Consider the following 13,659-nt stretch of genomic DNA (forward strand, 5'->3'; position numbering starts at 1 on the left):
GGTGTCCGATCGTCACCAGGGGGAGCACATGACCAGGATCGGAATCATCATCGGCAGCACCCGGCCGGGGCGTAACGGAGCGGCCGTGGCCCAGTGGGTGTACGACGTCGCCAAGGAGCGCACCGACGCCGAGTTCGCCCTCGTCGACCTGCTCGACTACAAGCTGCCGCACCTCGACGAGGTCTACCCGCCGGCGATGGGGCAGTACCAGCAGCCGCACACGCTGGAGTGGGCCAGGACGATCGCGTCGTTCGACGGGTTCGTGATCGTGACGCCGGAGTACAACCACTCCACGTCCGGCGCCCTGAAGAACGCGATCGACTTCCTCTACAACGAGTGGAACAACAAGGCCGTCGGGTTCGTCAGCTACGGCTCGGTGGGTGGAGCCCGGGCGGTGGAGCACCTGCGGCTCATCGCCGGCGAGCTGCAGATGGCCGACGTGCGGTCCCAGGTGGCCCTCTCGCTCTTCACCGACTTCGAGAACTTCAGCGTCTTCAAGCCCAACGACTTCCAGCGGGACGCGCTGACCGTGACCCTCGACCAGGTCGTGGCCTGGAGCGAGGCCCTGAAGCCGCTGCGCACCAACTGATCAACCGCACCACCGATAGCCGTTGCTACCGGAACTGAACTTCCAATGGTGAAGGGACAGGACAATGCGTGGACTCACAGGCAAGGTCGCCCTCGTCGCCGGTGCGGCACCGGGCAACATCGGCGGCGCGACCGCGATCCGGCTCGCCGAGGAAGGCATGCTGGTCGTCGCGGCGGATCTGAACCAGGCCGCCGCCCAGACCGTGGTCGACGAGATCACCGCTGCCGGCGGAACAGCCGTGGCGCGGAGCTTCGACATCACCGACGGGCAGTCCTACCGCGAGCTGATCAACTTTACGGTCGACCGGTTCGGCGGCCTGCACGGCCTGTTCAACGTGGCCGCCGATCTCTCGCCACAGAACGTGGGACGGGACACCGACGTCATGTCGGTACCGGACGACGTCTGGCAGCACACCATCGACGTCACCCTCACCGGATACATGCACGGCATCCAAGATGCGCTGCCGATCATGATCAAGCAGGGCGCCGGCTCGATCGTCAACACCATGTCGAGTGCCGTCTGGATGGGCGAGAGCGACCACGTCGCCTACCAGGCGGCCAAGAGCGGACTGATCGGCCTCACCCGGCACACCGCGACGGTCGGCGGCAAGCACGGCGTTCGTACCAACCTGGTGTCGCCGGGCGTGATCCTCACCGGCGCGGCGCTCAAGACCACCACGGCCGAATTCCGGGAGCAGATTCTCGCGTCGGTTCGTTCGACGAGGCTGGGTAGGCCGGAGGACCTCGCCGCGATGGTGGCCTTCCTCTTCTCCGACGACGCCGCCTACATCAACGGCCAGTCGCTGCTGGTCGACGGCGGCGCCAACTTCACCTGATCCCACCAGACGCCGGCGCGCGCCCGATCCGAGCGCGCGCCGACGTGCATCTGCCGCCGGGCCGCGACCGGACAGCCCGCCACCGGTTCGGTCCTGTCCAACAGGTCAACCGCACCCCTACTATGCGAGCGTGATTCACGTTGCCCCGGTCCGGCGGCCGTACCCGCTGCTCGCCGCCGCGATCGTCCTGGTGTTGCTCGGCGCGGGCGTGGCCTGGGGAGTCGGGGACGCGCTCGGGCTGAGCCACACCCCCGCCGCCGTGCCGCGCGAGGACGTCGCCGCCGCGCCGCAGCGGGTGGCCGCACCGGCGCCGCCGCTGGCGTCCATGGTCGTGCCGGACGAGCCGCGCACCATCAAGGCCGCGGCCGCCGTCGCCGACGCGCTCGTCTCCCGCGGCCTGCCCCGCCCGGTCGTCAACCCGCCGGCGCCGGGCCGCACGCCACCGGCCGGGACCGCGACCACCGCGCAGCCTGCCGTCGGTACGCGGAGCACGGCCGGACTGGCCACGGGCACCCGGCAGGCCGGCGCGGCCGGTACCGCCGCGCCCTCGGCCCCGGCGGGCACGGCGGTGACCACGCTGCGGGCGGGCGTGCTCGCCACCCTGGCCACGGCGCCGGAGTCCTACCGGCTCAGCGTGCGCGGAACCGAGCTGGCCGTCGAGGGGGGCGACGTCGCGGGCATCGCGGCCGGGCTGTACCGGCTCGCCGACCGGATCCGCTCCGGCGCCGAGGCGCTGCCACCCGCCGAGGCGGGCCGGGTGGTCACGCCCCGGCTCGGCCTGCGGCTGACCGACGCCGGCTCGGTGGGCCGCGAGCCCGACCCGGCCGCCTTCGCCGCCGGCGACGACTACAACCTGAACGCCGACGTGGTCGGGCAGGCGCTGCTGCCGCAGGCACCGTGGGTGGACGCGGACGCGGTGGCCCGCATCGACGCGCAGTTCCGGCAGTTCGTCGACCACTCCGTGGCGCAGGGCTACAACGCGGTCGTCGTGCCCGGCTTCCTGGAGTACGTCACCTTCGCCAAGGTCGGCGACGGGCACGCGGTGTATCCGGCCGGCGACACGCACGTCGAACGCGCGCAGGCGATGGTCGCGGCGTTCGGCCCGGTCTTCCGGTACGCCGAGGAGATGGGCGTGAAGGTCTTCCTGCTCACCGACATGCTCGCGGTGTCACCGCCGCTGGAGGCGTACCTGACGAGGACCGTCGGCGGGCTCGACGTGGCCGACCCCCGGCTGTGGGCCGTCTACCAGGCCGGGCTGGCCGAACTGTTCGAGAACATGCCGTTCGTCGACGGCCTGATGGTCCGCATCGGCGAGGGCGGCGAGGTGTACGCCGAGGACGGCTGGGACTACTCGTCGAAGCTCGCCGTCACCACCGACGCGTCCGTGCGGGCGATGCTGCGGGCGCTGCTGGACACCGCGGGGAAGGCCGGCAAGGAGGTCATCTTCCGCACCTGGACCGTCGGCGTCGGCGCCGTCGGCGACCTGCACACCAACCCCGAGTCGTACGCACAGGTGCTGGGCGGGTTCGACGACCCGCACCTGATCGTCTCCACCAAGTACACCCTCGGCGACTTCTACAGTCACCTGCCGCTGAACACCACCCTGCTGGCCGGTGAGCACCGCCGCATCGTGGAGTTCCAGGCCCGGCGCGAGTTCGAGGCGTTCGGCTCGCTCCCCAACGACCTCGGCCCGCTGCACCGCCAGGCGCTGCGCGAGTTCCTCGCCGCCAACCCGAAGGTCGAGGGCGTCTGGAACTGGACCCAGGACGGCGGCCCGCTGCGCGCCGGGCCGATGTCGCTCTACCTGCGCACCGGATTCTGGCAGCTGTACGACCTGAACACGTACGCCGTCGCCCGGCTGGCCTGGGATCCGGACGCCGATCCGGCCCAGGTCACGGCGGACTGGGCGTACCGCACGTTCTCCGCCGACCCGGCCACCGTCGGCGCGATCGGGCAGGCCATGGCGCTGTCCCGGCAGGCGGTCACCAAGGGCCTCTACATCGGGCCGTACGCCGACAGGTCGGTACGGGCGCTCGGGCTGGAGCCGCCGCCGATGATGTGGATCTTCGAGTGGGACATCCCGACCGGCGACTCCGCCGCGCTCGACAGCATCTACGCGGTCACCGGCGGTCGCGTCGACGCGGCGATCGACGAGGGCGAGCAGGCCGTCGCGCTGGCCCGGCGGATGCGCGATCTGGTCGCCGCCACCGACCCGGCGACCTGGCGGGACGCCGGGCTGCGCGAGCACTTCACCAGCACCCTCGACTACCAGGTGAACCTCTTCGAGACGCTGGGCGCCTACCGGACCATGGTGCTGCGGCACGCGCAGTGGCTGGACACCGGCTCGGCGGCCGCCCACGACGGCTGGCGGCTGGCCGAGACGGCCTACCGCGACGCGCGCGACGTGCACCGGCAGCGCTACGGCACCGACCTGGACCTACCCGCGTACAACTTCACCGCCGCCGACCTGGGGGCGCAGCGCGCGGACCGGGACCCGGCCATGGCCTGGGCGGCCCGCGTGCTGCTGGGGCTGATCCTGGTGGTGGTGCTGCTCGGCGTGCGCGGGCGCGGGTTCGGCGGCGCCGCCGCGCGGGGTCTGCTGCTCGGCGCGGTCCGGCCGTGGCGGGTCGCCGCCCTGCCGGCGCCGCAGTCGCGGTCAGACCGGGTGCTGGTGTGGCTGGTCCCGGCCGTGGTGCTGGTGGCGAGCCGGCTCGTGTTCACCTGGTTCGCCGCCCCCGCGCACCTGCTGGTCACCCTGGGCGGGTGGGCGCTGTTCGCCCTGGTCGTACGCCTCGTCGTCGGCCGGCGGGACCCGTTCCACCTGTGGGCCGTGGTCGGCGGCGTCGCGCTGCTGCGCAGCGTGCTGCTGCTGGCGGCGCTCGCCGGACGCGGGCCGGGGAAGTACTGGTTCGCCTTCTGGACCGCGCCTGCCCTGCGCACGGTCTACGTCACCGTCGCGTTCGCGGCGTTCTGCTGGCTCTTCGTGGCCACCGCCGTGGTGCTGCGCGACCGGTACGGTCTGCGGCGCCGCAGCGCCGTCGGGCTGACCCTGACCGCCGCGGGTGTCCCACTCGGACTGCTGTCCGGCCTGGTCACGGCGGTCGGGCTGGAGCGCGCGCTGACGGTGTGGAACGACCAGCTGGCGCTGCTGCCCTGGGGCCTGTCCCGCATTCTCGGCATCACCGTCTACCTGGGCATCCCCGCCGGCCTCCCGGGGTACGCCGCCGTGGCCGGCGCCGCCCTGACCGCCGTCGGTCTGCTGCTGTCGGTCAATCACGGCCGGCGGAGAGCCTGACCGGCTCGCGTCGGAACTTTAGTTAGGGCTCTTGACAGCTTTGTCATGTGCCGCGAACGCTGACGAAATCTCCAACCGGGTGCGCGACCGTCGCATTCGGCCGTCCCCTCTGGAGGTTTTCGCATGAGGCGTAGTAGACGCAGGTTCCTGGTGCCGGTCGTGGTGGTGGCGAGCCTCGCGGTTCCCGCCGCACCGCCGCCCGCGCTGGCGGCCCCCGAAGCGTCCGCCACCGACTTCTCCACCTCGCTGGAGGCCGGCGATCCCCAGCCGACCTGGATCAACACCACCGAGACCGACGCCGGTGGCGCCGAGAAGACCTCAGGGGTGACCGGCAGCCCGGTCAAGGGAATCCCCGGCAACCTGGCCGGCCGGATCACCGAGGTCACCGCCAACGGGGAGAACCCGCCCAGCGAGACCGCGGACCGGGTCATCGACGGCAATGTCAGCACGAAGTGGCTGACCTTCACGCCGACCGGCTGGGTACGGGTCCGACTCGACGCGCCGGTCGCCGTCGTGCACTACGCGCTGACCTCCGCCAACGACGCACCGGAACGCGACCCGAAGGACTGGACCCTGCAGGGCTCCGCGGACGGGGAGAACTGGACCACGCTGGACACCCGGACCGGGCAGCAGTTCTCCGAGCGCTTCCAGACCAGGGAGTACCGGTTCGACAACGCCACCGCGTATCCCTACTACCGGCTCAACGTCACCGCGATCGGCGGGGGCGGCATCACCCAGCTCGCCGAGCTTCAGCTCTCCAACGGCGACACCACTCCCCCGCCGCCCAGCAACATGCGCACCATGAGCAGCGGCGGCCCGGTCAACGGCCCGACCATGAAGCCGAACGTCGGCTGGACCGGGGTCCGCGCGCTGCAGTACTCCGGCGGGCAGACCGTCAGCGGGCGGGGGTACGCGTACAACAAGGTCTTCGACGTCGACCTCACGGTGACCGACCGGACCGAGTTGTCGTACGTCATCTTCCCGGAGCTGACCGGGCAGGACCTGGACTACCCGAGCACCTACGCGGCGGTGGACCTGGCCTTCGACGACGGCACCTACCTCAGCGAGCTGGGCGCGGTGGACCAGCACGGCTTCGGGCTGAGCCCGCAGGCGCAGGGTGAGTCCAAGTCGCTCTACGCCGACCAGTGGAACGTCAAGCGGTCCCGGATCGGCGCGGTCGCCGCCGGCAAGCGCGTCGACCGCGTCCTGCTGGCCTACGACAGCACCACCGGGACCGGCCTGTTCAACGGCTGGGTCGACGACATCCGGATCACCGGCAACCCGGCCGAGGTGGCCAAGCCGCGCCCCTCCGACCACGTGCTCACCACCCGCGGCACCAACTCCAGCGGCAGCTTCTCCCGGGGCAACAACATCCCGGCGACCGCCGTGCCGCACGGCTTCAACTTCTGGACCCCGATGACCAACGCGGGCTCCATCAGCTGGCTGTACGACTACCAGAGCCGCAACACCGCCACCAACCGCCCGGCCCTGCAGGCGTTCACCGTCAGCCACGAGCCGAGCCCGTGGATGGGTGACCGGCAGACGTTCCAGGTGATGCCGTCACCGGCCACCGGGGTGCCCGCCGCCGGCCGGTCCGCCCGGGCGCTGCCGTTCGGGCACGAGAACGAGGTGGCGAAGGCGCATTACTACGGCGTCACCTTCGACAACGGCCTCAGGACGGAGCTGGCACCGACCGACCACGCCGCGCTGTTCCGGTTCACCTTCACCGGCGACCGGGGCAACCTGATCTTCGACAACGTCAACAACAACGGTGGCCTCACCCTCGGCGCCGACGGCGTGGTCAGCGGCTACTCGGACGTGCGCAGCGGGCTGTCCAACGGCGCCGGCCGGATGTTCGTCCACGGCGTCGTCGACGCCCCGGTCACCGCCAGCGGCCGGCTCACCGGCGGCGGTGGGTCCAACGTCACCGGCTACCTGGCCTTCGACACCCGACAGACCAAGACCGTCGAGTTGCGGATCGCCACCTCGCTCATTTCGGTGGAGCAGGCCCGGCGCAACCTCGAGAACGAGATCGGCCGCGACGACACCCTCGAGACGGTCCGCGAGCGCGCGCAGCGCCTCTGGGACGACAAACTGCGGGTGATCGAGGTCGAGGGGGCCACCGAGGACCAGCTCACCACCCTGTACTCCAACCTCTACCGGCTCTCGCTCTACCCCAACTCCGCACACGAGAACGTGGGCACGCCGGAGGCGCCGCTCTGGAAGCACGCGGTGCAGTCGACCACGTCGAGCACGATCCCGGCCGGCACCACCCCCACCCGGACCGGCGCCCCGGTCGTGGACGGCAAGGTGTACGTCAACAACGGCTTCTGGGACACGTACCGCACCACCTGGTCGGCGTACACGCTGCTCGACCCGGACACCGCCGGCGAACTGGTCGACGGGTTCGTGCAGCAGTACAAGGACGGCGGCTGGGTGTCGCGCTGGTCGTCGCCCGGGTACGCGAACCTGATGACCGGCACCAGCTCGGACGTGTCGTTCGCCGACGCGTACGTCAAGGGCGTGCGCGACTTCGACGTCAAGGCCGCGTACGAGGCGGCGGTGAAGAACGCCACGGTCAGCCCGCCGGGCAGCAACCCGAACAACACCAGCGTCGGTCGCAAGGGACTCCAGACGTCGATCTTCCAGGGGTACACCGCGTCGGACGTACCCGAAGGGGTCTCCTGGGCGCTGGAGGGCTACCTCAACGACTTCGGCATCGCGAACATGGGCGCGGCCCTCGCCGACGACCCCGCCACCCCGGAGACCGACCGGGCCCGCTACCGCGAGGAGTCGGAGTACTTCCGCAACCGGGCGCAGAACTACGTGCACATGTTCGACCCGCACGTCGACTTCTTCCAGGGGCGGGACGCCGCCGGGAAGTGGAAGTCCACCCCGGCGGAGTACGACCCGCGGGTCTGGGGCCACGAGCACGACTACACCGAGACCAACGGTTGGAACTTCGCGTTCCACGTCCCGCAGGACGGCCAGGGCCTGGCCAACCTGTACGGCGGTCGGCAGCAGATGGCCGACAAGCTGGACGAGTTCTTCCGCACCCCGGAGACGGCGAAGTTCCCGGGCTCCTACGGCGGCACCATCCACGAGATGATCGAGGCGCGGGACGTCCGGATGGGCATGTGGGGCTTCAGCAATCAGGTGGCCCACCACATCCCGTGGATGTACACGTACGCGGGGCAGCCGGCGAAGACGCAGGCCAAGGTCCGGGAGGCGCTGTCGCGGATGTACCTCGGCAGCGAGATCGGCCAGGGCTACGCGGGCGACGAGGACAACGGCGAGACCTCCGCCTGGTACCTCTTCAGCGCGCTCGGCTTCTACCCCCTCCAGGTGGGCAGCGCGGACTACGTGATCGGTTCGCCGCTGTTCCGCAAGGCGACGGTGCACCTGCCCAACGGCCGGCAGATCGTCGTCAACGCACCCGAAAACAACGCCCGCAACGTCTACGTGCAGGGGTTGAAGATCGACGGGCAGGCCCACCGGAAGTCCTCGATCTCGCACGGTGAGCTGGCCGACGGCGCGGTGCTGGACTTCGAGATGGGCGAGTACCCGTCGTCCTGGGCCACCGCGGCCGAAGACCTGCCGACCTCGCTCAGCAAGCCGGGACCGGTCGCCCGGCCGCTGGCGGACATCACCGTCACCGGCGGGGCCGCCGCGCTGCGGGACGACAGCTCGGGTACCACCGTCGCGGTCGACGACCCGGTGCAGTGGAAGGTCTCCGGCACCCCGGAGCAGGTCACCCACTACACGCTCACCTCCGGCAAGGTCGCCGGCGACCTGCACGGCTGGCAGCTCAAGGGGTCGTACGACGGCCGTAACTGGACGGTGCTCGACGACCGGGCCGACGAGTCGTTCCCCTGGCGGTCGCAGACCCGGTCGTTCCAGGTCGACCAGCCCGGCCGGTACGCCCACTACCGGCTGGAGGTGACGGCCGCCGACCCGACCGCCACGCTCGCGGAGGTGGAGTTGCTGGCGAAGCCGTCGCCGGCCTGTACCTCGACGATCACCGGACGGCGGGACGCCGCGCTGACCGTCACGTCCGGCGTGACGTGCCTGACCGGCGCGACGATCAACGGGACGGTGACCGTGCAGCCCGGTGCCGCGCTGTTCGTGCGGGGTGGCGTGCTCTCCGGCGGGGTGTCGGCCAGCGGTGCCGACGCGGTGGTGCTGCACGGCGTGACCGTGCGGGGTGGCGTCACCGTGGCCGGTACCACCGGCGAGGTCGCCATCGAGGCAAGTCAGGTTGTCGGCGCGGTCGGCCTCGTCGGCAACGCGGATCCGGTGCTCGCCGCCAGCACGGTCACCGGCGCGCTGTCCTGCGCCGACAACGTCCCGGCGCCCCGCGACAACGGGCTGCCCAGCACGGTCACCGGTGGCTCCTCGGGACAGTGCGCCCCGCGCTGACCGGCGAAATCGGGGCGCCCGGCGAACCGCCGGGCGCCCCGAACCCTGCCCGCCGGCGGGCGACAGGTCACCGGCCGCCCTCGGCCAGCTCGGCGAGCATCCCCTCGCAGCTGCGGACGACGACCTGCGCGCCCCGCCGCTGGGCGAGCCGGAGCAGCGGATCCTCCGCGCGGTTGCGCCACTGCCACTGCGCCTCGGCGGCGACCTCCCAGAGCCGCTGTACGGGCGCGTCGTGCTCCAGGCCGAGTCGGGCGGCCAGGCCGACCCCGTCACCGCCGACCAGGCGCTGCGCCTCCGCCGCCAGCTCGGCGTCGAACCCGAGCCGGGTGGTCCGCAGCGCCGCGAGCAGGCGCAGCTCCCGGAACTCGTGCGCACCGGCGAGGATCTGCTCCACCGCGCTGAGCAGCTCCCCGGTGCCCGGGCCGGGTTCGGCCTGCAGCAGCGCCTCCACCGCGGCGAGCGCGGAGCGGGCCTTGAGCGTGTCCCGTCGGTCGACGAAGAACCGGCTGATCGACTCGCGCAGCTCGGTCAGGCCGCTGCGCCGGATGAGTTCGGCGGCCAGCTTGCCCCGGCTGTCGCAGCCGGTACGGACCAGGGTGGTCGCCAGCCGGACCCCGATCAGGCCGAGCCGGTTCAGCAGCGCGGCCCGTACCTCGGTGTCCAGCCGTACCGGCAGCTCGGCGCGGACGAAGCGGTCGGCGGAGAGCAGGTGCCGGTCCAGCTCCTCCCGCGACACCTCGGCCAGCTGCGCGAGCGCGGCGAAGTCCGACTCGCTGAGCACCCGTCCGGCGAGACCGAGCAACCCGCTGCACGCCACCAGGTTCACGCAGAGCGCGTTCACCCGGGGGTCGCGGTGCTGCCGTCGGGCGAGCTGGCGGGCGGTGAGCAGCCCGTCGATCCGTCCGCCGCCGGTCTCGTCCACCCGGGACAGCACCAGGATCACGTTCACCGGGGCGGCCTGCCCGACCCGGCTGTCCCGGGTGGACTCCAGCACCCGCAGGTCGGTGCCGCGACCGTCGCGGGTCAGGTACAGCACCGCGTCCGCGTCCCGCAGCACCCGGTCCATGACCGGCGCCCGCCCGTGCTCGTCGGCACCGACGATCGCGGGCGTGTCGATCAGGGTGACCTGCCGCAGCGCCCGGGTCGGCCACTGCACCACGATGTCGCGCAGCTCGCCCTCCCGCCAGCCGACGAGGTCCACCCGCATCCCGGTCGCCGACTTGAGCACCGTCAGCTCCTGCGGGGGTTGGCTGCTGGAGTAGGCGGTGGCGCGTGGCTGCGGACCGTCCTCGTACCAGGTGAAGATGCCGCTGCCGTCCGGGCCGTCGATCGGCGCGACCTCCTCGCCCATGATCGCGTTCAGCACGGTCGACTTGCCCGACCGCCACGGGCCGGCGACCGCGACCCGCAGCGGTTGCTCCAGCCGGGCCAACTGGTGCCGGAGGTGACCGGTCGCGCGGGGGTTGTCCCGGTAGAGCTGGAGGGCCTGGTGCAGCAGCCCCCAGACCGCCTCGTCCAGCCGCAGGCCGACCGTCATGCCCGGGGCTCCAACGGCGCCGGAGCGGGCCGGGCGGCCGTCAACTGCTGGGCCTGCTCGTAGACGGCGGCCAACCGGCTCATCTTCAGCCGGATCTCGCGCTGGCGCTGGTCGCGGGCGGCCGCGTCGGTGTCGGCGGCCTGCTTCGCGGTACGGAACGACTGGACGATGGCCTCCTGCAACTCCTCGGTCAGCGCGGTGAAGTGGTCCCGGAGCATCCGCTGCACCTGCCGCGCGGTGTCCCGACAGTCCTTGGTCGTCCGGACGAAGAAGTCGTCGACGTGCCGCTGGATCGCCGTCTTGGCGCTCGCCTGGCGGCGGCGGAGCAGCTGCCTGCTCTCGTCCCGGATGCTCTTGCCGCCGAAGAGCGCACCGGCGCCGATCGAGACCGGGTTGATCATCGGCATGCCGGCGAGGGTCATCGCCAGGCCGAACATCAGCAGGCCACCGTACGAGCCCTTCATGCCGGTGATCACCTTCTGGCTCGCGGTGAACCGGTCGATGGTCGGCCGTTCCATCTCGGGCAGCCGGTCCACGAGATCCTCCGGCACCCTCATGGACCAGGGCGGCAGCACGTCGTAGCCGTACCGGGCAAAGTTGCCGGCGACCCGCCGGGCAGCGAAGTCGCAGCGCTGGGCCAACCACTCGTGGTTGGCCTCGGCGGCCTCGACCAGGCTGCGCTGCAACCACTCCTGGAAGGTGTCCCAGGAGACCAGCGGGTCGGCCGTGTCGAACGCCTCGTCGACCATCCGCAGGATCTGCCGGGTCCGGTCGCGCAGGTCGTACTCGATGTCGGAGAGCAGGTCGGCCATCTCGTCGGCGAGGGTGTTCTGCCAGCGGGTGGAGCAGCGGCGCAGCTCGTCGACCTCGCGCTGGGCCGCGTGCAGCCGGGAGATCGGGCCGGACTGCTCCTCCACCTCCTGGCTCTCCAGCTCGGCGCGCAGCGGCGCGGCGAGCTGCTCCACCACGGTGCGGGCGATCATCGCGACCGAGGCCCGGGCCAGCCCGTCGCCCTTGCCGGCCAGGTCCCGCTGCAGGCGCGCGATCAGCTGCGGGAAGCCCGACTCCGCGTTGAGGCCGTGGTCGTCGGTGACCGCCGCGCGCAGGCGCAACGCCGCCGAGACCGGGATCAGCGCCGCCGGTACGCCCGCCTCGGCCAGGTGCTGGCGGTTGCGCTCGGCGACCGCGCGCCAGTCCGGCACCAGGTCGATCTTGGTCTGCACCACCGCCACGTTCGGGTGCGACCGGGTGACGTGCAACAGCATGTTCAGCTCGGCGACGGAGAGTTCCCGGGTCGAGTCGGAGACGACCAGCACCGCGTCGGCGCGGTTCAGCGCGGCGGCCGGGGCGCCGGCACCGATCAGGGCCACCTCGTCGGTGCCGGGGGTGTCCACCAGCACCAGTCCCGCGCCGAGCAGCGCGCGCGGCAGTCCGATCTCGACGTACGCTGGGCCGCCGCCGGACCGGCGGCCCAGCGTGCCGGCCACCCCGGCCGCGATCTGGTCCAGCGGTACCGGGGTCCGCTCGGCGGTCGTCGGTACGGAGGCGCCGGCGGGTCGCCCGGAGGCGGACGCCGCCTGGACCACCGTGGCCGACGCGACCTCGGCGTGCTGCACCACGGTCGGCAGGACGGTGGTGCGGCCGTCGCCGACCGGGCACACCGGTGCGTTCACGATCGCGTTGACGAGTTGGCTCTTACCCTGGTGCGGTTCGCCGACGACCAGGACGCGCAGCTTCGGGTCGAGCAGCTGGGCGCGCTTCTGCCGGACCGCCTGAAGCAGGTCCGCCCGCCCGTGCTCGCGGCACGTGCGGGCGATCCCGTCGAGCGCGTCCAGCCAGATCCCCGCCATCACCGCACCAAGTGTGCGGATTTCGGAGCAATTAGCAAGTAGCGAACTGGCAAGAACGGGCGGAAAGCCGGATCGCGCGTGGCGATCCGGCTTTCCGCCTTCGCGGAGCCCCGATCAGAGCAGGCCGTCGCCGAGACCCAGCAGCCCGCCGCCGGCCGACGCGGACGCATCGGCGTGGACCCCGGAGTCGCCGCTCACACCGCCGTTGACGTCACCGGTCACGCTGCCCACCGTGCCGGTGACGCCGGAGACGACACCGTCCACCTGGTGCGTCACGCCGCCCACCGTGGACGACACGTCGACCTGCGGGACCAGGCCGCCGGAGCCGCTGACGCCGAGCCCGCCCAGGGTGTCGGTCACACCGAGCCCGCCGAGGGTGTCGTCGACGCCGAGCGAGTCGACGACCCCGCCGACCTGGCCGTAGGTGCCCGAGAGCGGGCCGCCGAGCAGGCCGTCCGGGGTGCCGAGCAGGCCGGCGTCGGTGCCGTCGAGCAGGGCGTCCGGGTTGCCGGCGATGCCGGCCACGTCACCGACCGCCGGGTCGGCCACGGTGTCCACCGCGCCCACCACGTCGGCGTCGAGGGTGTGTGCCACGTCGTGCACGCCGGTCAGGTCGGTCTCGAGGCCGCTCGGCCCGACGCCCAGGCCGATCCCGGGCAGCAGCGTCGCCCCGGCGGCGACGCCCGTCGGGTCGACGGCGATGGCGCCCAGCACGCCGGCCTTGACGTCCACTCCGGAGTAGGAGCTGCTGATGGTGATGTCCTGCGGCACGGCCTGGAGCTGGGCCACCACGTCGGTGGTGTCGGCCAGCAGCGGGTCGGCCCCGAGCTGCCCCGCCACCGGGGCCACCGGCGCCAGCCCGTGCACCGGGGCGTAGTCGACGACCAGCGGGACCACGTCCTGCACGTCGGCAGCGGTGATGTCGGTGAGCCCGGCGGCCTGGAGCGCGCCCTCCGGGTCGAGGTCGAACGCCGACTTGGCGTCAGGGTTGGTCAGCAGGTTGAGCACGAAGTCGTGCAGGGTCTGGTCCATGTGCCGGTTTCTCCTCGGACGTTGGCGTCAGCGACCGTGATCGTCAACAGGGACACTATGGCCGGGCGCCGGCATCGGTCATCGGGGATCGGCCCGCAATCC

The 13,659-nt window shown here is 72.1% G+C and carries 7 protein-coding genes; 4 read left to right on the forward strand and 3 right to left on the reverse strand.

Annotation, left to right across the window (positions count from 1 at the left end; all coding sequences use genetic code 11):
* The first annotated feature begins 28 nt into the window (after positions 1 to 28).
* The 4 genes from ACTMS9_RS17250 to ACTMS9_RS17265 all read left to right on the forward strand — a co-directional run bounded on the left by ACTMS9_RS17250 (position 29) and on the right by ACTMS9_RS17265 (position 9,138).
* Positions 29 to 589 (forward strand): NADPH-dependent FMN reductase, encoded by a 561-nt coding sequence (locus ACTMS9_RS17250; RefSeq protein ID WP_441165446.1) that lies wholly within the window; start codon positions 29 to 31, stop codon positions 587 to 589.
* Positions 590 to 653: 64 nt separating this feature from the next.
* Positions 654 to 1,424: an SDR family NAD(P)-dependent oxidoreductase gene (locus ACTMS9_RS17255; RefSeq protein WP_441147747.1), complete on the forward strand. Its 771-nt coding sequence runs from the start codon at positions 654 to 656 to the stop codon at positions 1,422 to 1,424.
* Between the two features lie 130 nt (positions 1,425 to 1,554).
* Entirely contained in the window at positions 1,555 to 4,719 is a 3,165-nt protein-coding gene (locus tag ACTMS9_RS17260; protein WP_441165447.1) for a hypothetical protein, read from the forward strand.
* A 123-nt stretch (positions 4,720 to 4,842) separates the two neighbouring features.
* A complete protein-coding gene (locus ACTMS9_RS17265; protein WP_441165448.1) occupies positions 4,843 to 9,138 on the forward strand; it encodes a GH92 family glycosyl hydrolase in 4,296 nt (1,431 codons plus the stop codon).
* Positions 9,139 to 9,205: 67 nt separating this feature from the next.
* Here the strand turns inward: ACTMS9_RS17265 and ACTMS9_RS17270 are convergent, their stop codons facing one another.
* The 3 genes from ACTMS9_RS17270 to ACTMS9_RS17280 form a co-directional block, all read right to left on the reverse strand.
* Entirely contained in the window at positions 9,206 to 10,675 is a 1,470-nt protein-coding gene (locus ACTMS9_RS17270; RefSeq protein WP_441165449.1) for a dynamin family protein, read from the reverse strand.
* The gene (locus ACTMS9_RS17275) at positions 10,672 to 12,525 is read right to left on the reverse strand and encodes a dynamin family protein (protein WP_441165450.1); all 1,854 of its coding nucleotides are present in this window, start codon (positions 12,523 to 12,525) and stop codon (positions 10,672 to 10,674) included. Before ACTMS9_RS17275 ends, ACTMS9_RS17270 begins: the two co-directional genes overlap by 4 nt.
* A gap of 114 nt (positions 12,526 to 12,639) precedes the next feature.
* Positions 12,640 to 13,557 (reverse strand): IniB N-terminal domain-containing protein, encoded by a 918-nt coding sequence (locus ACTMS9_RS17280; protein WP_441147737.1) that lies wholly within the window; start codon positions 13,555 to 13,557, stop codon positions 12,640 to 12,642.
* Between the last annotated feature and the right edge of the window lie 102 nt (positions 13,558 to 13,659).

Origin of the sequence: Micromonospora sp. L31, from assembly GCF_052068075.1 — a bacterium.
Lineage (GTDB): Bacteria > Actinomycetota > Actinomycetes > Mycobacteriales > Micromonosporaceae > Micromonospora > Micromonospora purpureochromogenes.